Annotated in this window: 15 protein-coding genes; 9 read left to right on the top strand and 6 right to left on the bottom strand. The window is 38.3% G+C overall.

Annotated features, from left to right (window positions below):
* Positions 1-8 precede the first annotated feature (8 nt).
* Positions 9-1,205 (bottom strand): ABC transporter permease, encoded by a 1,197-nt coding sequence (locus CORI_RS04475; RefSeq protein ID WP_173030979.1) that lies wholly within the window; start codon positions 1,203-1,205, stop codon positions 9-11.
* A gap of 81 nt (positions 1,206-1,286) precedes the next feature.
* A complete protein-coding gene (gene secA, locus CORI_RS04470; protein WP_173030978.1) occupies positions 1,287-3,890 on the bottom strand; it encodes a preprotein translocase subunit SecA in 2,604 nt (867 codons plus the stop codon).
* An 88-nt stretch (positions 3,891-3,978) separates the two neighbouring features.
* Here secA and lolA point away from each other — a divergent pair, with 88 nt between their 5' ends.
* A complete protein-coding gene (lolA, locus tag CORI_RS04465; RefSeq protein ID WP_173030977.1) occupies positions 3,979-4,491 on the top strand; it encodes a LolA-like outer membrane lipoprotein chaperone in 513 nt (170 codons plus the stop codon).
* A gap of 22 nt (positions 4,492-4,513) precedes the next feature.
* Here the strand turns inward: lolA and CORI_RS04460 are convergent, their stop codons facing one another.
* Together CORI_RS04460 and CORI_RS04455 are read right to left on the bottom strand one after the other, a co-directional pair.
* Positions 4,514-5,035, bottom strand: a complete 522-nt coding sequence (locus CORI_RS04460; RefSeq protein WP_173030976.1) for a hypothetical protein — start codon at positions 5,033-5,035, stop codon at positions 4,514-4,516.
* The gene (locus tag CORI_RS04455) at positions 5,032-6,354 is read right to left on the bottom strand and encodes an ATP-dependent RecD-like DNA helicase (protein WP_173030975.1); all 1,323 of its coding nucleotides are present in this window, start codon (positions 6,352-6,354) and stop codon (positions 5,032-5,034) included. The genes CORI_RS04460 and CORI_RS04455 overlap by 4 nt, the downstream gene beginning before the upstream one ends.
* A 51-nt stretch (positions 6,355-6,405) precedes the next feature.
* Between CORI_RS04455 and CORI_RS04450 the strand changes: the two genes are divergently transcribed.
* Positions 6,406-8,397 carry a M15 family metallopeptidase gene (locus CORI_RS04450; protein ID WP_254064961.1) on the top strand — a complete coding sequence of 664 codons (1,992 nt, stop codon included), beginning with the start codon at positions 6,406-6,408 and terminating at the stop codon, positions 8,395-8,397.
* A 264-nt stretch (positions 8,398-8,661) separates the two neighbouring features.
* On the opposite strand, the gene CORI_RS04445 is transcribed toward CORI_RS04450, so the two are convergent.
* On the bottom strand, positions 8,662-8,949 hold the full coding sequence (locus CORI_RS04445) for a hypothetical protein (RefSeq protein WP_173030974.1): 288 nt from the start codon (positions 8,947-8,949) through the stop codon (positions 8,662-8,664).
* A 101-nt stretch (positions 8,950-9,050) separates the two neighbouring features.
* The gene (fumC, locus tag CORI_RS04440) at positions 9,051-10,448 is read right to left on the bottom strand and encodes a class II fumarate hydratase (protein ID WP_172199610.1); all 1,398 of its coding nucleotides are present in this window, start codon (positions 10,446-10,448) and stop codon (positions 9,051-9,053) included.
* 89 nt (positions 10,449-10,537) lie between these two features.
* Between fumC and pbpC the strand changes: the two genes are divergently transcribed.
* The 7 genes from pbpC (at position 10,538) to CORI_RS04405 (ending at position 23,686) form a co-directional block, all read left to right on the top strand.
* Positions 10,538-12,706, top strand: a complete 2,169-nt coding sequence (gene pbpC / locus CORI_RS04435; protein ID WP_173030973.1) for a penicillin-binding protein 1C — start codon at positions 10,538-10,540, stop codon at positions 12,704-12,706.
* Positions 12,706-17,898, top strand: a complete 5,193-nt coding sequence (locus tag CORI_RS04430) for an alpha-2-macroglobulin (protein WP_173030972.1) — start codon at positions 12,706-12,708, stop codon at positions 17,896-17,898. The genes pbpC and CORI_RS04430 overlap by 1 nt, the downstream gene beginning before the upstream one ends.
* 138 nt (positions 17,899-18,036) lie before the next feature.
* Positions 18,037-20,655: a valine--tRNA ligase gene (locus CORI_RS04425; protein WP_173030971.1), complete on the top strand. Its 2,619-nt coding sequence runs from the start codon at positions 18,037-18,039 to the stop codon at positions 20,653-20,655.
* A gap of 195 nt (positions 20,656-20,850) precedes the next feature.
* Complete coding sequence (locus tag CORI_RS04420; protein WP_169974737.1) at positions 20,851-20,997, top strand: hypothetical protein; 147 nt, start codon at positions 20,851-20,853, stop codon at positions 20,995-20,997.
* A gap of 17 nt (positions 20,998-21,014) precedes the next feature.
* Positions 21,015-21,971: a methionine ABC transporter ATP-binding protein gene (locus tag CORI_RS04415; protein ID WP_173030970.1), complete on the top strand. Its 957-nt coding sequence runs from the start codon at positions 21,015-21,017 to the stop codon at positions 21,969-21,971.
* Positions 21,971-22,645: a methionine ABC transporter permease gene (locus tag CORI_RS04410; protein WP_173030969.1), complete on the top strand. Its 675-nt coding sequence runs from the start codon at positions 21,971-21,973 to the stop codon at positions 22,643-22,645. The genes CORI_RS04415 and CORI_RS04410 overlap by 1 nt, the downstream gene beginning before the upstream one ends.
* A 264-nt stretch (positions 22,646-22,909) precedes the next feature.
* Positions 22,910-23,686, top strand: coding sequence for a MetQ/NlpA family ABC transporter substrate-binding protein (locus tag CORI_RS04405; protein WP_173030968.1), 777 nt, complete (start codon positions 22,910-22,912; stop codon positions 23,684-23,686).
* Positions 23,687-23,693: the final 7 nt, after the last annotated feature.

Below are 23,693 nucleotides of genomic sequence, written 5' to 3'. Positions count from 1 at the left end.
AATTTATCTCACTCGTTCCTAAGTGTTTCAAGCACGTTTATCTGGGCTGCTTTTTTGGCAGGATAATATGATGAAAGCGCTACTATAAAGATCGCTCCTGCGACTATAGAGATAAAATCAACCGCCGAAAGTTCCATAGGTAGCTTGCTATCGCCATAAACATCGGCAGGTAAATTTATAATATCAAAGCTACCAAGCAACCAAACTCCAAACAGCCCAAGTATCACGCCAAAGACAATTCCGCTTCCACCTATAGTAACGCCAAGCGCAAAAAAGCTCTTTTTTATCTCGTTTTTACTAGCCCCAAGAGAGAGTAGAAGCGCGATTTCTTGACGACGATTCATCACAGTCATCAAAAGCGAGCTTATTATGTTAAGAGAAGCCACAAGAATAATCAGCATAAGCACTATAAAAAGTGCTCTTTTCTCAAGAGCTAGCGCCGAGAAAAAGTTTCCGTTTTGCTGCCACCAGCCGATAGCTCTCATAGAAAAAGGAAGTTCTTTTGCTATATTTTCGATATCGACAAAAGGCTTATCCGAATAGACGTGAATTCCGTCATACCTACCCTCTTCGTAGTCTAAAATTTTACGCAGGGCTTCAACCGATGTATAAAGATAGCTTTTATCATAAGCCACAAGTCCCGAATTAAAGCTTGCATTTACGTCAAATCGCTTCATTTTTGGTATGAGAGCAAAGCCGCTTGGATCATTTTTAGTAAATATAAGAGTTAGCTTATCGGCTCCGCTTAATACAAAATCGCTCTTTATGCCGCTTCCTACAAGCAACTCGTATCCAATAAGCTCTTTTTGCCCAAGGGCCTCTTTTACTACCGAATTTATCGTCTTTTCAGCCTTAGAATTTACGCCAAAGAGTATCCCTCCATCAAAACTTCCGCTGTTTTTGATGATAACTTGAGTCATTATATAAGGGCTAAATTTAAGATGAGGAAATTTAGCCTTAAGCTGCTCAACATCACTATCGTCGATATTGCCGCGAATATGAGAAAGGATAGTAATGGGATAATTCATGGTAAAAAGTTTGCGTTCAAATTCCTTATCAAAGCCGTTCATTAAAGCCATGGCGATTATCAGCACCATAAGGCCGATACTCACGCCAAGAAACGCCAAAATCGCACAAAGCGTTATAAAAGGCTGGCTTTTGTCAAAACGAAGGTATTTAAATAGCAGATATTTTACCACACTCATGAATCTTCCATATTTATTTTACAAAGCAAATTTATCAAATTTCCAAGACGGCCTTAAAGCTTGCCTTGGAAATATCTATTATCAGCCCGCAAAGGCTCCTTTTTTAGGACCGCTCTTACCGCAACACTCTTTGTATTTTTTACCGCTTCCGCAAGGGCAAGGCTCATTGCGAGGAATTTTTTTAGCTCTTACCTCTTGTTTTTTATCCTCTTGCTCCTCGTTTGAGTATTTAAGCTGGGCGTTTTGCTCTTCTTGCATAGCTCTTAAAGCTTGTTGCTCAGCCTCGATCTCTTCGGCATTTTTTAGCCTAACGGCGTTTAGAATTTTAATTCCTTCAAATTTGATGCGAGATACAAGCTCCATAAAGAGATTAAAGCTCTCTTTTTTATATTCGGTTAGCGGATCTTTTTGGTTGTAGCCGCGAAGCCCGATACCTGTTTTTAAGATATCCATTTGATATAAATGCTCTCTCCAAGTCGTATCAACGACCTGCAAGCAAAGCACTTTTTCAAGATACTTTCTTTGCGACTCTTCAAGTACGCTCATTTTTTCGTTATACTGAGCTTCAAATTTATCGGTTATTATTTGAGCCAAATCTTTATAATCAAGCTCTCTTAACTCGCCCTCATCAACTCCCAACCCGTTTTCTGCGAGTATAGAAACAAGCCTGTTAAGATTAAATTCGCTCTTTAATACTTCAGGGAAAATTTCAGCCTGATCAAGTAGATTTATTACGAATTCATCTCTATTTTGCTTAATCTTTTCGCTTATATCAAATTCCGGATCAAGCAACTCGTTTCTAAATTTATAAACAGTCTTTCTTTGCTCGTTTGCCACATCGTCAAATTCCAAGATATGCTTTCTGGCTTCAAAATGCAAATTTTCGACTTTCTTTTGTGCGTTTTCAACGGCACGAGTTACCATCTTTGAGTCTATGCTTTCGCCCTCTTCAATACCGAGCCTATCCATGATACTTTTTATACGATCGCTTCCGAAAATTCTCAGCAAATTATCCTCTAAGCTTAGATAAAAACGGCTAACTCCCGGATCTCCTTGACGACCAGAACGACCTCTTAGCTGGTTATCTATACGTCTGCTCTCATGCCTTTCTGTGCCTATGATATATAGTCCGCCAAGCGCTCTAACCTCATCGTTTATACGGATATCCACACCGCGACCCGCCATGTTTGTGGCTATAGTTACGGCTCCTTTGGCACCGGCTTCGGCTATGATTTGAGCTTCTTTTTCGTGATTTTTAGCATTTAGCACCGAGTGGGGGATCTTTTCTTTTACGAGCATGGCGTGAAGCAGTTCGCTTCGCTCGATAGAAGCTGTTCCCACAAGCACAGGCTGACCTTTATCGTGAGCTTTTTTGATCTCGGCAATAACCGCCTTAAATTTCTCATCTTGAGTTTTGTAAATTAAGTCATTATGATCAACTCTTACAACAGGTACATTTGTAGGGATTGATACAACGTCAAGCTTATAAATTTGAGCAAATTCCGTAGCTTCCGTTTGCGCAGTTCCCGTCATGCCCGAAAGTTTGCTATAAAGCCTAAAATAGTTTTGGAAGGTTATATCGGCAAGCGTTTGGCTCTCCTCTTGAATTTTAACGCCCTCTTTTGCCTCAAGAGCCTGATGAAGCCCCTCGCTAAACCGCCTTCCCTCACTAAGACGTCCTGTAAATTCATCAACTATCACGACTTCACTATCGCGCACGACGTAATGAACGTCTTTTTCAAATAGATTATGCGCCTTAAGAGCCTGATCAAGATGATGACTTAAGATAGCGTTTTCAAGGTTGTATAAATTCTCTACTCCAAATAACTTTTCAGCCTTGCTAATTCCCTCTTCGGTTATGGCTATGGTGCGGTTTTTTTCATCTACTACAAAATCTCCGGTAGCCTTTTCTTGCGGAGTTTCGGGTGCCACACCTCTGGCTAGCGCCTTAGCGACTTCGTTCGCCTTGACATATCCGTCAAGGGTTCTATTTGTAGGACCTGAAATGATAAGCGGAGTTCTTGCCTCATCGATTAAGATACTATCCACCTCATCGACGATTACGAAGTTATGCTCGCGCTGAACCTTGTCTTTAAATTCCATTTTCATATTATCGCGCAGATAGTCAAAGCCAAATTCGTTGTTCGTGCCGTATGTTATATCAGAGCCGTAAGCGGCCTTTCTTGCCTCATCATCATATTGACCCGAAAGCACTACACCTACGCTAAGACCTAAAAAATTATAAATTTCACCCATTTGCGTAGCGTCACGCTTGGCAAGATAGTCATTCACCGTAACTACATGCACACCCTTGCCGCTCATAGCGTTTAGCACCACAGGCAAAGTCGCAACCAAAGTCTTACCCTCACCCGTCTTCATCTCGGCTATCTTGCCCTCGTGAAGCACCATACCGCCGATGAGCTGAACGTCAAAATGACGCATATTAAGAGTTCTTTTTCCAACCTCCCTAACGATAGCAAAGACATCGTTTAGCACGTCATCCATACTCTTTGAGCCGCTTTTTATCGCCTCTCTTAACTCGTTAAAGCTAGATTTTAGCTCATCGTCGCTCATAGCCTGATATTTTGGCTCAAGCGCGTTTATGTCCTTAACTCTTTTTGCGTATTTCTTGACCTCTCGATCATTTTTGGTTCCGAAGATTTTTTGCATAATGCTACTTATCATCTATCCGCCTTGTTAGTTATTTATAAAGGTAAGATTTTACCATTTGTTTAATTAAACTTAGCTACAATTCCCGCCAAAAGGAAAAATAATGAGAAAAATAACAGCTATCTTATCGCTATGTGGCGTTGTTTTGGCGAATTCTTTAAGCTTTAAAACCCTTGAAAGCGACTTTGTGCAAACCGTTACAAGCAACGAATCAAATATCGAGTATCATGGCAAATTTTATGCAACAGACGATAACAAAGCGCTTTGGATATACGACAAGCCTACTCCAAAGAAAATTTACTTTGACAAAAACCGCGTAGTAGTTATCGAAGATGAGCTTGAGCAAGCTATCATATCACGCCTTGAAAATACTCCAAATTTAGCCAATATCCTTAAAAAAGCCACTCGCATTAAAGACGACTTATATAAAGCCGAATTTGACGGCATAGAGTATTTTATAGCTATTAAAAACGAGCTTCCGACAAGGATTGATTATCAAGACAAGCTTGGCAACAAGATAAAAATCATATTTGAAGATGCAAAAAAAGATGAAGCCATAAGCGAAGAGATACTCGCTCCTGTCATCCCTTCATTTTACGACGTCATAAATCAATAACTTTCAAATTTGGCGAGCATTTTTACTCGCCAAAATCCTTTCCAAAATCCTTAATCGAATTTAAATCAAGCGGCTGCAGCTCTATCTTGCCGCCTTTTTTAATGATTATATCTTCATCGTCTTCCGTTGTTTTAGAGCTTTTTGATCTGCTCTTTGAGCCGCTATTTTTTTGATCCCTTAGCAAGTCCAGCAGCTCTTCAAGCTTTGGCTCACGCACGATTTTAAGCGAGATGATAAGCACTTCATCAATATCAACCGAGTGCTTTTTGGATGTGTATTTAGCAAAGGTTTCTTTAAATTTCTCCTTACCTTTTGAGGTTAGCAGATCCTCGACATAAAAGCTTCCTATCACCACGTTTAAGCCATCAAGTATATACGCTTCACTATCTTGAACATCCCTTCCTGAAACAAGCAAACTAACGCTAACTTTTTTTATCGAATTTTGCACGTCTCTTGAGTAAAGATCGGTTTCAAAGTCCCTTATATCAAGGCTCTCACCAAACCCTAAAACCGCTAACAAACACGCTATAAAAATTTTTCTCACTGCTCCTCCTTGATATTTTCAAAGATATTTTCTTTATAAAATTTCTCAACTTCTTCGTCTATTTTAACCACATTTCTTAGATAATCTCTAAAATTTTGAGCTCTTGCGTAAATAAGCTTTAAATTTCTAGGATCGGTCGCTCGTGAAAGCGCCACGTAAAGCTGCCCGTTAGCAAAGATGTGATTTAAATCGCAGACCAAGTTATCTATACTCATGCCTTGAGATTTATGAATCGTAAGCGCGTAAGCCAGCTTAAAAGGAAACTGCATAAACGAAGCTCGCACATTTTGCTCTATATTTTCGCCGACAAGCTCAAATTCGCTAAGCTCGAAGCGATTTGGTTCAACTTCTATAATATCGCCGTTTGATTTTTGTACCATGACGCTTTTTATCACGCCGTCCTCTTTTAAAATTTGCATTATTTCGCCGCGCTCACCGTTATAATATTCGCCCCATTTGTTTGTGACAAATATAACTCTAGCCCCGACTTTCATATGCATGATCTCAGGCACTGCAAGGCTGTTTATCCAGCCTTCAAGCGTCTTTTCATGCAAATTTTCATCATAAATTTCAACCAAAGCCTCGCTTATCTCAAGCTTGCTTTCAAGACGCTCAAGCATTTGCGCATTTAGTGCGTCAGCCTCGTAATTCCTGCCAAAAAGCACGCTTGTTTCGCTTGAAATTTGCACGTTTTTTACACACAAATTCTCGATATATCTTATAGTTTCCTCATCCAGCTTTCCGATTCTAAGATTTGAGAGAATTTCATAAAATTTAAGATCTTTTGTGCGCTTTGACACTACCAGCTCGATATTTTTTAGCTCAAATTCACTCCAAGCGTGCGAGCTAAAAGCATAAAGAAATTTAAACAGCGCATTTTCGTTCGCCTCTTTTTTAAGCACGGGCGGAAGCTGATAAAAATCCCCTACAAGCATTATACGCCCGACAAATTTGGAGTTTATGATCCGATGATAGATCATCTCCATCAAATTTGCACTCACCATTGAAATCTCATCGATCACAAGCAGATCGCAGCTATCAAGCATGGCTTTTACTTTGCTTACTTTGGACTTTTGCTTGCGATCAAGACCCTTTAACTCCTCCAAATTCGAACAAATTCCGAATTTAAAAAAGCTATGGATACTAACTCCGCCGACGCTTACGGCACTTATGCCCGTACTTCCGAGCACGACTACGTTTTTAAGCTCGCTTCTATAGTGCTTTATGATAGCAGTTGTCAAGTAGCTTTTACCGACTCCGCCTCTACCCGTTAAAAAGATATTAGAATTGCGTAAAATTTCTAAAATTTGGTTTAACAAAAATTTTCCTGTTTTTTTGTAAAATTATAACCTAAATCATAGGAGATAAATTTGAAACGAACAATTTTTTTAATTTTTATAGCCGTTTTTTTAACTTCTTGCGCTAAGGTTAGCGCTCCAAAAGGCAACGAAAAGCTATTTGATCAAAGTAACCCGGGCAAAATTTCATACCTAAATTTTAGCATTCCTCAAACCGCTTCGGCGATGCCTTTAAATCCCAAAAAAGTAAAATTTAACGGGCAAAATTTGCTTAAAAAGCGCTTTGGCATACTGCTGCTTAAAGAGCCTCCTTACAGCAAAAAAGAGTCGTTTTGGGCGATTGATGTCTATAAAAATTCAGCCAAAAGGCAGTATTACGGCATGAATTTAAAGCCGATTACCGATGAGTGGTTTAGCGCGCAACAAGCTAACGCCAACACTGAGGCTTTCGGCTCGCTTTTAGTTCCCGCGATCACTACGGCAACGACTTCGCTTAGAAATTTACCGACAGATGAAGCCATCCTCTTAAACCCTGCAAAAGCTGGCGAAGGATTTCCGTTTGACTACTTGCAAACTTCCACTTTAAGTATCGGCTATCCGCTTTTGATCTCGCACTATTCGCTTGATAAAGCTTGGGTGTTTGCATTTAACGATAATATCATGGGCTGGATAAGTGCTGAGGATATTAAAATTTTAAGCCAAGATGAAGCAAACGAGCTGCAAAACGCAAAATTTATAACTATCACGCGTGATAAATCGCCTGTTTATGATACAAACGGCGAATTTTTATTTTATTCTAGGATAGGAGCAATTCTTGCCTTTGAAAGCGAGGATGAACATAAATTTTACGGGCGAATTTACACTCGCGCAGGAGTTAAAAGATATGAAATTTCAAAAAGTATCACCTCAAACTATCCGCTTGAATTTAGCGACGCTAACACAAGACTACTAACCCAAAGCCTACTTAGCGAGCCTTATGGTTGGGGCGGCTTTGCGAGCAAACGCGACTGCTCTTTGCTAACACAAGACTTTTTAAGCGAATTTGGAATTTGGCTTCCGCGTAACTCCAAAGCGCAAAGCAAGATAGGTAGGCAAATTTCGCTTGCAAATTTAAATAACGAGCAAAAGATAAAAATCATCAAAGAGCAAGCTACTCCGTATCTAACACTGCTTCATCTAAGCGGTCATATCATGATCTACGTAGGTGAAAAAGAGGGCAATCTGCTTGCACTTCATGACGCTTGGGGCGTAAGAACTAAAGACGCAGGCAGAGCGCTTATCGGCGGTATCGCGCTAACCGAGATTGACATCGGAAAGGATCGTAGCGATATAGATGAAAAAGATCTTTTGCTTTCTAAGATCACCTCCATGAACATCCTGGCAGAACCAAGCGCAAAAAACGCGATCGAGCAAGCTTATGGAGTAAAGATAGAGGGAAATATGCTTAAATTTAAGAGCGGAAGAGAGATAGTCTTTGACGACGGATTGGCAAAAGACAAGGAAGCGCTTTTATCAAATGCCGATATTGAAGATATCTTTGCCGAGCATTATGAGCTCTTTGGAGAGCTTAAAGTGCCTACAACCGATGCAGGAAGATACCGAAACTATGAGCTTTTAGATGAAATTTACGGCAAAGACGAAGCCGGAGTTAGAGCAAATTTGGTTGATGTAATTTGGCTTGAAAAACATGTAAATAAAAAGTTTAAATTTAACTCGCAAAATGGCGCAGCTAAAGCTCTTGAAGCGGTTTCAAAAGAGCTTGATGAGCTGGTTGATAAAGAGCCTGACATGCTTAAATTTCTAGATAATCCTTCAGGCACGTTTAACTACCGCGTCATAGCCAAAACAAACCGCAAAAGCGCGCATGCTTACGGAATTGCAATTGATATAAACACCGATAAAAGCGATTATTGGCAATGGAGCAAAGACGGAATTTATCGCAACCAAATCCCTGAAAAAATAGTTCGAATTTTTGAAAAGCACGGCTTTATCTGGGGCGGTCGGTGGGCAAGCTTTGACACCATGCACTTTGAGTATCGCCCTGAATTTTTATATATGCCTTGAGAATAAAAATCTTACTCTAAATTAAGAATTTAAACCAATCAATAGATAAGAGTAATTTTCATTCAATTTTACCAAAATCTTACTTATCAATAATATTAAAACATAATTATATTTTAAAATAAAATTTTCAAATAGTTTCTTTGAAATACAAATAAGTATATATAACAAATAATTCTGATTTTGCGAATATAATCTAAATTAGCAATTAATTTTAAATTAAGAATTTGCAATATTATGAGTAAATTTTTAAGATTTTATTTGATATTAACTTAATTTTTGCTGCATAATCTTTAAAATTTGAGAGTTTATCTGTAAAATTTTGCCGTTTATAGTAGCGCTTTGGATACTTAAGCTCTTTAGCATCTCTTTTGCATAGGGATTTTCGTTTTTACTGAGCTCTTTTAAGATCTCTTTTAGCTTTTTTATCATTTCGTCGCTACTCTCGTTTGAAGAGGTTAAAATTTCACTTGAAAGCTGTTTTGCCTTATCCAAATTCTGATGTCCCTTAGGAGCATAGAAGTTAAATCCGCTTAAATTTAAATTTATATTCATATCAAGTCCTTAATCTAGCAAATAAATCGGAAATTTAAGGCGAAATTTTAGAGGTTTTTAAATTTTACCTCGCCAAAGCATTAAGCGAGGTAAAATTAAGTCTATTTTTTAGGATAGGTCATCTCTTCTGGACGAACGTATTTGTCAAATTCTTCAGCTGTTAAAATTCCTAAATTTACAGCCTCTTCTTTTAGCGTGGTGCCGTTTTGATGAGCGGTTTTAGCTATTTTAGCCGCATTTTCATATCCTATATAAGGATTTAGCGCAGTTACTAGCATAAGCGAGCCGTGCAAATAGCCGTCTATCACTTTTAAATTCGGCTCAATCCCCACAGCACAGTGATCGTTAAAGCTTATCATCGCATCGCTTAAAAGTCTGATTGATTGAAGCAAGTTATAAGTAAGCACCGGTTTAAACACATTTAGCTCGAAATTTCCTTGAGAGGCGCTAAGAGTTACCGCAAAATGATTTGCCATGACTTGAACCGATACCATCGTCATCGCTTCGCACTGCGTCGGATTTACTTTGCCCGGCATTATGGAGCTTCCTGGCTCGTTTTCAGGGATAAAAATTTCGCCTATACCGCATCTTGGACCGCTTGCAAGCCATCTTATGTCGTTTGCGATTTTCATCAAATTTGCGGCTAGTCCATCAAGCGCACCGCTTAAAAACACCTCGCCGTCATGGCTTGTAAGCCCGTGAAATTTATTCGGATGAGAGATAAATTTAAACTCGCTTTTAGTTAGATTGTTTAACTCTTCGCTTACTAAATTTGAGAACTCAGGGTGCGAATTTAGTCCCGTCCCTACGGCGGTTCCGCCGATAGCAAGCTCACAAAGATATTTCATCGAGTCATTTACTTGAAGCTGCGCTTTTCTTAGCATCTCGACATATCCGCTAAGCTCTTGTCCAAGTGTTAGCGGAGTAGCGTCTTGAAGGTGCGTGCGCCCTATTTTGACTATATCTTTAAATTTCTCGCTCTTGCTCTCTAAAGTCTTTTTAAGCTTGCTAATAGCTGGCAAAAGCTGCTTTTGAAGCTCTATCACAAAGGCTATTCTCATCGCGGTCGGATAGGTGTCGTTTGAGCTTTGACCCTTGTTTACGTCATCGTTTGGATGAACGAGTTTTTTTACTCTAAAGTCCTCTCCTAAAATTTCAGTGGCTCTGTTTGCGATAACTTCATTTAGGTTCATGTTTGACTGCGTGCCTGAACCTGTCTGCCAGACTACAAGAGGGAAATTTCCGCACAGTTTGCCGTCTATAATCTCATCGCAGGCTTGTGATATGGCTTTGGTTTTTGCCTCATCAAGCCTGTTTAACTTGTGATTGACTATGGCGCAAGCTTTTTTAAGATACGCAAAGCCTTTAATGACCTCTTTTGGCATCTTCTCTTCGCCTATTTTAAAATTCTCAAAACTTCTTTCGGTTTGAGCGCCCCAATACTTATCGTTTGGCACCTGAATTTCGCCCATAGTGTCTTTTTCTATGCGGTAATCCATGTCTTTCCTTTTAAAAAAATTAATTTTAGTAATTATATATGATATTTTATAAATTTAATCCAAATCATAAAATCTGATATAATTTTACAATGAATAAAAAATTAATCAAGCCTTTCATCTATACAGCAATTTTTTGCGCCATTTGTTTTGCGCTGTTTTTGGTGCTGGACTACGCCTATCCACTTAATAAAAACGCTTTAAAAAGAGAAAATTCGGTAATTATATTTGATAAACACGGCAAGATAATCACAATGCGTCCGAGCAAGGATGAAATTTGGCGTTTTGACGCTCAAAACATACCAAAAGTGCTAAAAGATAGCGTTTTGCTCTTTGAGGATAGATACTTCTACTACCATTTTGGCTTTAATCCTTTTTCAATGGCTAGGGCAGCACTTCATAATTTAACCCACAAAAACCGCATAGGAGCTTCAACCATAACAATGCAAGTAGCCCGCATGATGAGTCCAAAAGAGCGGACATACACCAATAAAATCAAAGAAATTTTTACCGCCTTTCAGCTTGAATGGCACTACACAAAAGATGAAATTTTAAAATTTTATTTCAATCTCGCTCCTTATGGCGGCAATATAGAAGGCGTTGGGGCGGCTGCGAGGTTTTATTTTAATAAAAATCTAAAAGATCTAAGCATTGCTCAAATGGCTCTTCTTAGCACGATTCCTAAAAACCCAAATGCAAATCGTCTTGATAAAAAATCAAATATAAACTCGCTTAAAAACCGTGTCGTAAAGCTACTTTACGAAGCTAAAGTGATAGATAAGAGCGGATTTAGCAGAGCCAAACAAGAGCCTTTTAAAAACCAAAGATTTAGCGCCCCTTTTGAGGCCAAGCAATACTCTCAAATCGCTCTAAAAAGCGGTATATCAAACTCAAATTTAGATCTTGGTTTCCAAAAAATTTTAAATACGAATCTAAAATTTACGGCAAATTCTCTTATCCAAAAAAAGGCTCATAATGCCGCAGGAATCATAATAGACAATGAAAATATGAGCGTTATAGCCTATGTGGGCTCACATGACGAAAGAGCGCTTGAGGGGCAAAACGACGGAGTTTTAATGAGTAGAAACGTGGGCTCAACTCTAAAGCCTTTTATATTTTCACTTGGGCTTGACGAGGGGATTATAACGCCTAAAATGCAGATGATAGATACGGAAATTTTCCTTGGAGAATACGTTCCCAAGAACTATGACAACGAATTTCTAGGACTGGTTTCGGCTACCGAAGCGCTTGCTCTTAGCCTAAATATCCCCTCTGTAATTTTAAACAATAAACTTGGAGAAAATTCTCTTTACGAGCTGCTTAAAAGGCTAAATTTAGTCCAAAAAAGTAAGGAATTTTACGGCGAGAGTATAGCCTTAGGAAGCGCTGAAATGAGTCTTTTAAACTTAGCTCATCTTTACACTATCTACGCAAACGAAGGCAGGCTAAAACCGCTTGAAGTAGCGGGCAAAATCATAGATAAAGACATGCAGCTAATAAGCCCGCAAAGTGCGTTTTTAACCGCTAAAATGCTCTCAAGCGCATCAAGAGCTTACCTTGGGATGATATGGCAATACGCCAAAGATACTCCGCAAATAGCTTTTAAGACGGGTACAAGCTACGGCTCACGCGACATATACGCCATTGGAGTTAATAAAAACTATACCGTGGCTGTTTGGTTTGGAAATTTTAACGGCAAAAAGACGGACAATCTAAGCGGAATTCACGATGCTTCAAGGGCTGTTTTTGATATATTTAAGCTACTTGCGCAAAGAGAAAATTTAAGCTTTATAAATAGACCCGAAAATATAGATTATGAGCCTACCTGCCTTGACGCTTTTGCGTTTAAAGAGTGCAGAAACAAACAAGAAGACGAGCTCATCAAGGGAGTTTTACCAAAGGATAAGTGCAAGATGATTCGTAGCGAAGAGATAGCGTTTTTGCTTAAAAATAACCAAATTTCAAAAGATGATTTGCTAAACAGCCCTTGCTACGATGAGTTTAAAAAATTTAGACCACTGATAGCTGCACCGTTTAACAATCAAATTTTATTAAGTGACGATAATGCAACTAAAGTTGTGCTAAAATGTTACGCATATATCGGTGATGAAATTTATTATAAATTAAATCAAAACGAATGGCAAAAAAGCCAAAACGGCATGGATAATATGCTGTTTTTAGATTTTGGCAAGCACAAGATCGGATGTCTGGATGAAAATTCAAATTTAAGTGAAGTAAATATCGAAATAAGGAGGTTTTAATGCTTTTAAGGTCTTTGCTGGCTATGCTTTTGCTAGCTTTTAATCTCAATGCTTTTATCCTGACGGGTGAGCTTAAAAATGCCGACGGCGAAAGCATAATGCTTGGCATATCAAAAGATAAGCCGTTTAAAAAATCGCAAATCGGCACCATAACGCATAAAAAGCTTTTAGAGTGCGCTCCAGAGCTTGATGCCGTATATGAATATGCGCAAGACTACCTGATCGTATATCCAAAAAACGGCTTTAGAAAAGGGGTTGATTATACATGCAAAAATAGCGAATCTTCGATTAATTTTTATGGAGGAAATTTTATACTTGATTCTTTATTTATATTTTCAAGCAAGGATTTTTCGGTAAATTTTAACGATAAGCTAACCGAAGAGGAATTTGTAAAAAACGTAAAAATTTACAATAAAGACAACCTATCCAAACACGACGTAAAATACAAAATAACAAAAAACGGCGACAAGGGTTTTGTCATAAAGATACTTGAAGAGCCTAAAAATTTAGAATTTTTTATATCTAAAAATTTAAAAAATATAGCGGGCGGAAATTTAGAAGATGACTACATAATTCCTGCTAATCAAGACTCTTCCGAGCCAAATTTCATCGATAATCCAAAGGCAAGAACCCTCATCCTTGATATGCTTGAAGCCAAGAGTCTTGAGGGCGGCAAACTAGCTGCTAGGCTTTATTTAAAAGACTGGATATCAACTTACGATAACAACATCAAGAAATTTATAAAGATACAAGGCGTTGAGAGCTTTCAAGTAAGCGAAACATACTACACCTCAGACAGTATGGCAAACGAGGGGTATTATTATTTCATAGATATCACAAGTGACGAATTTAAGCCTCAAACCAAGTATCAAATCAGCTTTAATGAAGGCTTTGGAGATGACTATGCGCTTGTAAGAGAGCGGGTTGATTTTGATATAAAATTTGGCGATTTAAATCCGTTTTTGAAATTTAGCGACAATATGCTTTATATCTCAAACATCGGCGAAATCGGCATAGAAAGCGTAAATACCCCTACCGCCAAAGTAGTAGTAGAAAAACTAAAAGAGCAAAACTATAGATATTTTTTAAATTTCAATAGCTCAAATTTAAACTCTTATGTCGAAGAAGTTGCAAGCAAGAACTACGAGCTGGGCGGAGTTAAAAACGAAATTTTAAAGCATAAAATAAAGCTTGATTTTCCAAATAGCGGTGATGGCGTATATCTCATAACGATTTATTACGACAAAGATAAAAGAGCGCAAAAGGCGGTATATCTAAGCGATATCGGACTTAACGTAAAAGTCTCAAACGATGAAGTGTTTTTGTTTGCTTCAAGACTCAGCCAAAATGCGGTAGTGGCAAATGCCGACGTTAAAATTTACTCGGTCAAAAACGACGTAATCGCATCAGGCATAACAAACGACGAGGGTGTCTTTAAATTTAATAAAAAAGACATAGGCAAAGATATAGCTTCGGCAACCGTTAGCCTAGGAAAAGAACAAGGGTTTATAATACTTGCTCAAAACGAAAAGCTGAACTCAAACGGATATTTTCAAACCGGCGATAGAGCCGAAAAATACGATGCTTACGTGCATTTTGCAAGCAATATCATAAGACCTGAAGAAAATATAAAAGGCGAGATAATCATCAAAAACGAGCTGTTTAAAGCTCTTGCAAAAATGCCGGTTAAGATCAAAATCAAAGATCCGCAAAATAAAATCATCTTAAATAAAAATTTTCAGACCAACGAACTTGGCGTAATAAATTTCGATGAATTTATCAACTCGGCTCTAACAGGCTCGTTTAGATTTGAGATAATCTTTGCAAATAAAATCATAGGCGAATATAATTTTTCGGTTGAGTCCTTCACTCCTCAACGCATAAAAAACAGCATAGCGCTTAAAAAGAAAATTTACGGCATAGACGAGATAATCCAAGCCGACTTGCAAAGCAACTATCTCTTTGGCTCTCCTGCTTCAAATTTGCAAGGAAATGTAAGCCTTCAGTTATATCAAACAGAGTATAAAAATGATAAATTTAAAGACTTTAAATTTAGTAACGACGAGCTAAAAAACAACAGCTTAAACCAGATAGAAAAACCTGTAACTCTTGATAGCAACGGCAAGGCAAGCAAGATTTTTAAAATATCCGATTTAAGACCTGAATATACCGCAAGTATCGTCGGAGGCGCGATTGTATTTAGCATAAACGATGACGGTAAAAACGTAAGTTCAAGCGAGAATTTAACCATATATCCTTTTAAATCGATGGTGGGCATAAAAGCCGATAAAGACTACGTAGATACCAATGAAAACGTAAATTTCAGCTTCATTAGCATTGATCCTTTTACATCAGAAGAGATAAAAGATACTCCAAAGGCTATCGAGATAAAAAGAAAAATTTGGAGTTATAACTTTGATAGTCAAGGCGTGTTAAGATGGAACAGCTCTTATGAGCTAGTAGAAAATTTATCTCAAGATACAAATAATTTTACATATAATTTTACGCAAAGTGGCGATTATGAAGTTATAATAAGCGACGTTTCAAGCGGGCATAGCGCGAGCGTTCGTATCGACGTAAGCGGTTGGGACTATAGCTCCTTGCAGCCTACAAAAGAGCTTGCCAAAGCTCAAATCAAGCTAAATCAAAAGAGCTACAAAAAGGGCGACGTGATGAGCGTTGATGTAAGTTCTGTACTTAAAAACGCTCTTGGTATCATCACTCTTGAAAGCGACGGAGTTAAAAAATACAAAGTAGTAAATATCCAAAACAATTCCGCAAACGCTAAATTTGAGCTTGATTTTGACTTTGAAGGATTATATGTAAGCGCTACGATTGTGCGTGTGGCTGATAATGACCTGCTTCCGTTTAGAACTTACGATAAGGTTTATGCAAAAGCCGATAAATCACACAGAATGCTAAACGTAAGTGTAAATGCACCAAAAGTTGTTAGATCAAACTCCAAATTTAAAGCAAGCGTAAAGACCGATCCAAACGCAGAAGTTACTCTCTTTGCCGTTGATGAGGGAGTGCTTCAGGTTACAAATCAAAAGCTAAAAAGCCCTCTTGAATTCTTTGACAAGATGCTTGCTGATTTCGTTATTGACTTTGACATCTACTCAAATTTGACAGGATTTAAAAAAGAAGGCAAAGTTCTTAGCTTCGGTGGAGACGGCGCTATGGCTCTAATGGAGATGAGAATGGCAAAATTTGCAAGCCCTGTCGATAAGAAAAACATCAAAACCTATATCAAAATGCAAACAGCAAAAGCCGACGCAAACGGAGATGTTAGCTTTGATGTAGAGGTTCCAAGCGACTTTAACTCCCAGATAAATTTAGCAGTCATAGCAACAACTGAAAATAAATTAGGCAGTAGCGTAAAAGCCGTTGATGTAAAAGACGATATCATCCTTAAACCTACGCAAAGCGCTTACTTTATAAAAGGCGATAACATAAACTACATCTTAAGAGTTATAAATACCACAAACGAAGCCAAGGAGCTAAATTTAACCCTTGAGACAAATTTAAAAGCCAAACTCGAAAAAGATAAGATAAGCCTAAAACCAAATCAAAATTTGAAGATAGCAGTTGCACTTGACGTAAACGAAACAGGCAAGTCGTATCTGAAATTTAGCGCAAATGACGGTAAAGAAACTTATAGTCATAAGCTAAATTTTGATGCTATACACCCTTATCCGCTTAGTACTTTTGCAAAATCATTCCAAGCAAGCGAGCAAAAGACGATAACTCTTGATAGTGATTTTAAGAGCATAAGAATAGATGCGTCAAATTCTATAAAAAGCATGCTTGGGGCAAATAGCGATAAGCTTATCAACTATCCTTACGGATGCTCAGAGCAACGCTCTTCAAGGCTTTTAGAGCTAAACTATATGGTTTTAACAAATAAAGACAAAAGCAAAGCTCAGGCAAAAGCCGATGAAGCCGATGTTAAGAGATTTTTAAATGCAGGACTTAACGACCTCATTAAAATGCAAAAGAGCGACGGAAGTTTTGGATACTGGAGCGAGCTAAGCTATACAAACAACTTCGCTTCGATTTATGCCATAGATACTATCTTAAAGCTTGAAAAATCAGGCTTTGAAATAGATAAAGCGGTCAAATCAAGAGCGATAAAATGGCTTGAAAATTTTGGCTCAAACGACAATTTCCAAGCTCTATACGCAGCTTATATCTTAAGCGGACAAAAGAAGCTTGATCGCTCGGTTTTAAATGCGCTTTACGATCAAAAAAGATACACAAACAGCGCGCTTGACGGATATTTGATGGCGGCTATCTTAAAAAATGAAGGGCTAAGCAAAGAAAGCTCAAAAGTGCTAAAAGAGATAAGTAAAACTTTTTACGATAAAGAGAGCGACCTGCCTGATAACTTCGGCTCAAGGATAAGAAACACCGCATTTATGCTACTAATACATGCAAATCACTTTGAGAAAAACGCATTTAGTGATGAGATGGCGGATTATCTAATCAAACAAGTTGATAAACTCTACTCGACTCAAGAGAGAGCCTTTACACTAAGAGCACTTAGAGAATATATCAAAGACACAAGCAGCGAGAATAAATTTAAGCTTATCAGCGACGATCAAGAATTTAAATTTGACGGACTCGGTGCTATAAATATCACGCCTATCAAGCCTGAGATCACAATCGTGCCTGAAAAAGGTTCAAGCGTATATCTTGGAGTTGCAAGCTATGCTTACAAGCCACTTGAGATAAATCACAAATTTGATAAAAAAGGGCTTGATATAACGAGAAAATTTGTCGGAAAAGACGGCAAAGAGATAGATCTTAACAACCTTAAGCTAAATGACGTGATATACTCTAAGCTTATGATCAAAACCGATGATTACATAAGAAACGGCGTTATAAACGAGCAAATCAGCCCTTGCTTTGAGATCATAAACGAAAACATAGCTCCAAATTTAAGAACCAAAGCGATCACAAATACGCTAAATGTGGAGCATAACGTGATAGCTGATGATAGAGTGCTTACATTCTATTCTCTTAGCTCAGGATACGTGAACGAAAAGGATAAGACGCCATTTACCCTTTACACTCCGCTTCGAGTTGTGATGAGCGGCAAATGCATGCTTCCTGCGGTCATTACCGAAAATATGTATGATGAGAGCATGAGCGATTACGATTTAGCTCAAAAAGAGTTCATAGTAAAATAACTTCACAAAAAGCGGCTTTGTTAATTAAAGCCGCTTTTATTATCCTTAAATTTCAGCCTACTTTTATAAATTTAATCGCCCTATTAGTAAAATTCTGATAAAATCGAGCATTTTTGATAAAACCTAAAAGGATTTGAAGTGAGTTTTTACAACGCAAAAGAGGTTGAAGAAAAATTTTATAAAATTTGGGAAGAGCGCGGATATTTCGAGATTGACGCAAACAAAGATATCCAAAAAGAAGGTCGCAAATTTTGCATTATGATGCCTCCTCCAAATGTAACCGGTTCGCTTCACATAGGACACTCTCTTACCTTTACGCTTCAAGACATAATGACAAGATATAAAAGAATGGACGGCTACAAGACGCTTTGGCAGCCGGGACTTGATCATGCGGGAATCGCCACTCAAAACGTCGTTGAAAAGCAGCTTTTAGCTCAAGGAATAACAAAAGAGAGTATAGGACGCGAAGAGTTTGTAAATCGCGTATGGCAATGGAAGGAAAAAAGCGGTGGCATGATAGTTCATCAGATGCGCCGTCTTGGGATAACTCCTGCTTGGAGTCGCCAAAGATTTACCATGGATGAGGGGCTTAAAAAGGCTGTCAAGAAGGCCTTTGTAAAGCTTTATGAAAATGGCACGATAGTTCGCGGAAACTACATGATAAACTGGTGTACGCATGACGGAGCGCTTAGCGATATCGAAGTCGAGCACAAAGACAACAAAGGCAAGCTGTATCATATAAGGTATTATTTTGCCGATGAGCCTAGTAAATTTGTAATAGTCGCTACGACTCGTCCGGAAACCTACTTTGGCGATACAGCCGTAATGGTCAATCCAAACGACGAAAGATATAAGCATTTGATAGGTAAAAAAGTAATCTTGCCTATCATAAACCGCGAGATAGAGATAATTGCCGATGAGCACGTGGATATGGAGTTTGGAACAGGACTTGTTAAAGTTACTCCGGCTCACGATATGAATGACTACGAGGTCGGCAAGCGCCATAATTTGGATTTTATCACATGCTTTGACGAGGCCGGAATCCTAAACGAAGAGTGCGCACAGTTTAAAGGTCTTGAGCGCCTTGAAGCAAGAGATATCATAGTTTCAGAGCTTGAAAAAATCGGCAATATCGAAAAGATTGAAGATTATGAAAATCAAGTAGGCTACTGCTATCGCTGCAAAAATGTCGTAGAGCCTTACATCTCAAAGCAGTGGTTTGTAAAACGCGAGATAGCCGATCAGGCAATTGCAGATGTAACAAGCGGTCTTGCTAAATTTTACCCTCCGCACTGGATAAATAGCTTTAACGCTTGGATGAGAGAACTTCGCGACTGGTGTATATCTCGCCAGCTTTGGTGGGGACACCAAATTCCCGTTTTTTATTGCGATGATTGCGGTCATGAGTGGGCTGATGAGGGCGAACCGACAGAGTGTAGAAAGTGTAAAAGCAAAAATTTCCATCAAGATCCGGACGTGCTTGATACTTGGTTTTCTAGCGGTCTTTGGCCTTTTAGCACGCTTGGCTGGGGTAACGGCGATGAGCTTAAAGATGAAAAATGGTTTGAAAACGATTTAGCTGAATTTTATCCCAACAACCTTCTCATAACGGGCTTTGATATCTTGTTTTTCTGGGTAGCAAGGATGATGTTTCAGGGGCAAAATGCACTAGGCAAGCTTCCTTTTAGCGATATATACCTGCATGCTTTAGTTAAGGACGAGCAAGGCAGAAAGATGAGTAAAAGCCTTGGAAACGTCATAGATCCGCTTGATAGTATTGAGGAATATAGTGCGGACATCTTGCGCTTTACGCTTGCCTTGCTTGCAGTTCAAGGGCGAGATATAAAGCTAAGCGACGATAAGATGAAGCTAGTAAGAAATTTCACCAACAAGCTTTATAACGCCAGCAAATACCTGCTACTAAACGAGAGCAAATTTGAAGATCTTCACAAGATAGAGCTTAAAACAAAGCTTGGAATTTATATGGCTAGCCGCTTTAGCGAGTGTGTTAAACAGGTGCGCGAAAATATCGACGCTTACCGATTTAATGACGCTGCAAATGCACTTTATAAATTCCTTTGGGATGAATTTTGCGACTGGGGAATCGAGCTTAGTAAAGCCGATAAAAGTAGCGTAAAAGAGCTTGGAAGCATATTTAAAGAGGCGATGAGGCTACTAAGTCCTTTTATGCCTTTTATAAGCGAATACTTATATCACGAGCTAAGCGGTACAAATTTAGAAAACTCTAGCTCGATAATGATCTCGCGCTATCCTGAGATAAAAGAGCAAAATTTAGAGATCGAAGGCATTTTTTCACTTGTAATCGAAGCGATAGTTGCCATAAGACGTGCAAAAGCAACTATCGATCTAGGAAATTCAAAGATCTCAAAGGCTTATGTAAAGCTAAATAGAAGCGAAAATTTAAGCGAGGCAAAAGAGTATATCGCCCTACTTGCCAAATGCGAACAAATCGATTTTGTAAGCAGCAAGATAGATGACGCTGTATGCGATGTAAGCGAAAATTTAGAGGTATTTATCTCGCTTGAAGGAGTTGATATGTCGGCGATGATAAGTAGATTAACCGCGCAGAAAAACAAGCTTGAAAAGGAGATAATGAAGCTTTCAAACATGCTTAATAACGAAAAATTTGTGGCAAATGCTCCTGCTGATGTCATAGAGACAAACAAAGCCGGTCTTGCAAGCGCAAAAGAGCAGTTTGAAAAAGTAGAAGCTGAGCTTAAAAAATTCAGCAAATAAATTTTTAGGAAGGAGAAAGAATGGAATACTTTGGAATAGGTGGTTTTCACTCGGAACGCTAATAGCGGTTGCTCTTTCTTAGGGAGAGAACAAAAGCATTTTATGGGCTATAATTCATGGATTTTTTAGCTGGTTTTATGTGATATATCATTTGTTAATTAAAAATAAAAGATAATAACCGTAGAAAGGATAAACATGAAGGGTTTAGGATTTGGTGGATTTACACTAGGAACAGTCGTTGCGGTCGCTCTATCGTGGGGCGCAAACAAAAGCATTTTGTGGGCGATTATACATGGATTTCTTAGTTGGTTTTATGTAATTTATTATTTTCTATTTAAATAATAAGGCATGAAAATTTAATGATAGAAATTTCGAATTTAATCAAATACTATGGCGATACAAGAGTCATAGATGATGTTAGTTTTACAGTAAATGAGAGCGAAATTTTCGCACTTGTCGGACATAGCGGCGCAGGCAAATCCACCCTGCTTCGCTGCATAAACGGACTTGAGAGCTACAAAAGCGGCTCTGTTAAAGTATATGGCAAAGAGATAAAAGATATCAGCGCAAACGAGCTTAGGCACTTTAGAAAAGATGTCGGTATGATATTTCAGCATTTTGCTCTGATGGCTAGAAAAAACGTATTTGATAATGTCGCAACTCCGCTTGAATTTTGGAAATATCCAAAAGGCGAAATTCAAAAAAAAGTAAGCGAACTGCTTGAACTCGTAGGACTAAGCAACAAATCAAAAAGCTATCCAAGCGAACTAAGCGGTGGTCAAAAGCAGCGCGTAGCCATAGCAAGAGCGCTTGCTTTAAATCCTAAAATTTTATTAAGCGACGAGGCGACTTCAGCCCTTGATCCAAATACGACAAATTCGATTCTCGAGCTTTTAAAAAAGATCAATCGCGAGTTAAAAATAAGCATAGTTATCGTTACTCACGAGATGGAAGTGGTAAAATCAACCGCACATAGAGCAATTTTGCTTGAACACGGCAAAATCATAGGCTCAGGAAGCATTGAAGAGCTATTTTTAAAGCCCGATGAGAAGATGAAGGAATTTTTAGGAGAGGTTGAAATTTTACCTCAAAACGGGGTTAATATCCGCTTATTTTTTCCAAAAGAGGTAGCGCAAAAAAGCATTATAACTCATATGGCGCGAACGCTAAATGTCGATTTTAACATCGTCTGGGGTAAGCTTGAAAAGCTAAATGAAAACGTCCTTGGCTCGCTTGTGATAAATATAGATAAAAAAGACAAGCAAAAAGTGCTAGAGTATATCAAGCAAAGTGGCGTTTTATGGGAGGTGGCGTAATGTTTGGGATAGATTTTTCTAAATTTCCAAGCGTGTTTGAGCGAATTTTACTTCCTGCGATAAATGAGACACTTTATATGAGCTTGGTTTCTACATTTTTAGCGTTTCTGCTTGGGCTTATCCCTGCAGTGCTCTTAGTGCTTAGCGATAAAGACGGACTTAAACCAAACAAAAAGCTGTATCTAGTGCTTGATATAATCGTAAACACTTTAAGAAGCTTTCCGTTTATAATACTCATCATCGTACTTTTCCCGTTTACTAAGATGATAGTAGGCACAAGTATCGGCACAACGGCAGCCATCGTGCCTCTTACCATAGGTGCGGCACCTTTTATCGCAAGACTCATTGAAAGCGCACTAAAAGAGGTTGATAAAGGTATAATTGAAGCTGCAAAGAGCTTTGGAGCCTCAAATTCGCAGATAATATTTAAGATAATGTTCGTTGAAGCGCTTCCCGGCATAATATCTGCCATAACTCTTACTTTGATAGTTATAGTTGGCTTTTCGGCGATGGCAGGAGCGGTAGGCGGAGGCGGTCTTGGAGCAGTTGCGATCAACTACGGATATCAACGCTTTAGACCTGATATAATGCTTTATACCGTGGTTATCTTAATCATAATGGTTCAAATTTTCCAGTCAATCGGAAATTTACTCTACAAAATAACAAAAAAGTAGCATTTTGTGCTACTTTTATTTTTTTTTAAATATTTTTTATCTACAATCTCAAAATTATTTTAAAAGAAAGGATTGAAATGAAATCAGATATGTGTGAAATGTGTCGTTGTGTAAAATTTAAGTCGTCGAAAGACTAACGCTAAGCACAAATTTCTTTTTAAGTGCTTAGTTCAAGCTAAACATTTAAAAAGAAATTTAATAAGCTTCTCGCCTATACTATCCTTTTAAATGAATTAGCTGTATTTAAAATTTAAAGGATAAAAAATGAAATTTTCTAAAATTCTACTTGGTGCACTACTTGCAGTAACTTTAAGCTCAGCCGATAAAGCTAAAACAATCATAGTTGGCGCTACGCCTGTTCCTCACGCAGAAATTCTCGAAGTTGCCAAACCTCTACTTGAAAAAGACGGATTTAAGCTTGAAATAAAAGAGTTTAACGACTACACTATACCAAATTTGGCAACTGAAGATGGCGATCTTGACGCAAATTTCTTCCAGCATTTGCCTTACTTAAACGAATTTAATAAAAACAAAGGCACTCATCTGGTTAAAACTGTAGGCGTTCACCTTGAGCCAATGGGAGTTTATTCGGCTAAAATAAAAGATTTAAACGAGCTAAAAAACGGCGACACCGTAGCGATACCAAATGATCCTACAAACGAAAGTCGTGCATTAGACGTACTCGCAAGCACAGGACTTATCAAACTAAACGATAATCCGCTTAAAACTCCGCTTGATATAGTAGAAAATCCTAAAAATCTAAAATTTAGCGAGATTGAAGCAGCGCAAATTCCAAGAACATTAAATGATGTAACTATAGCTGTTATCAACACAAACTACGCTCTAAATGCCAAGCTAAACCCGTCAAAAGACGCACTTGCTCTTGAAAGCAAAGAAAGTCCTTACACAAACTACGTGGTAGTAAAAGCGGGTAATGAAAATAGCCCCAAAACAAAAGCTTTGAATAAAGCTATAAATTCAGATGAGATCAGAAGCTTTATAAAGAGCAAATACGAAGGCGCTATACTTCCGTCATTTTAATTTACTT

The organism is Campylobacter sp. CCUG 57310 (genome assembly GCF_013201975.1).
Classification (GTDB): domain Bacteria; phylum Campylobacterota; class Campylobacteria; order Campylobacterales; family Campylobacteraceae; genus Campylobacter_A; species Campylobacter_A canis.
Note: the sequence above shows the minus strand (reverse complement) of the source record. Positions and strands in the feature narration are given on the sequence as shown.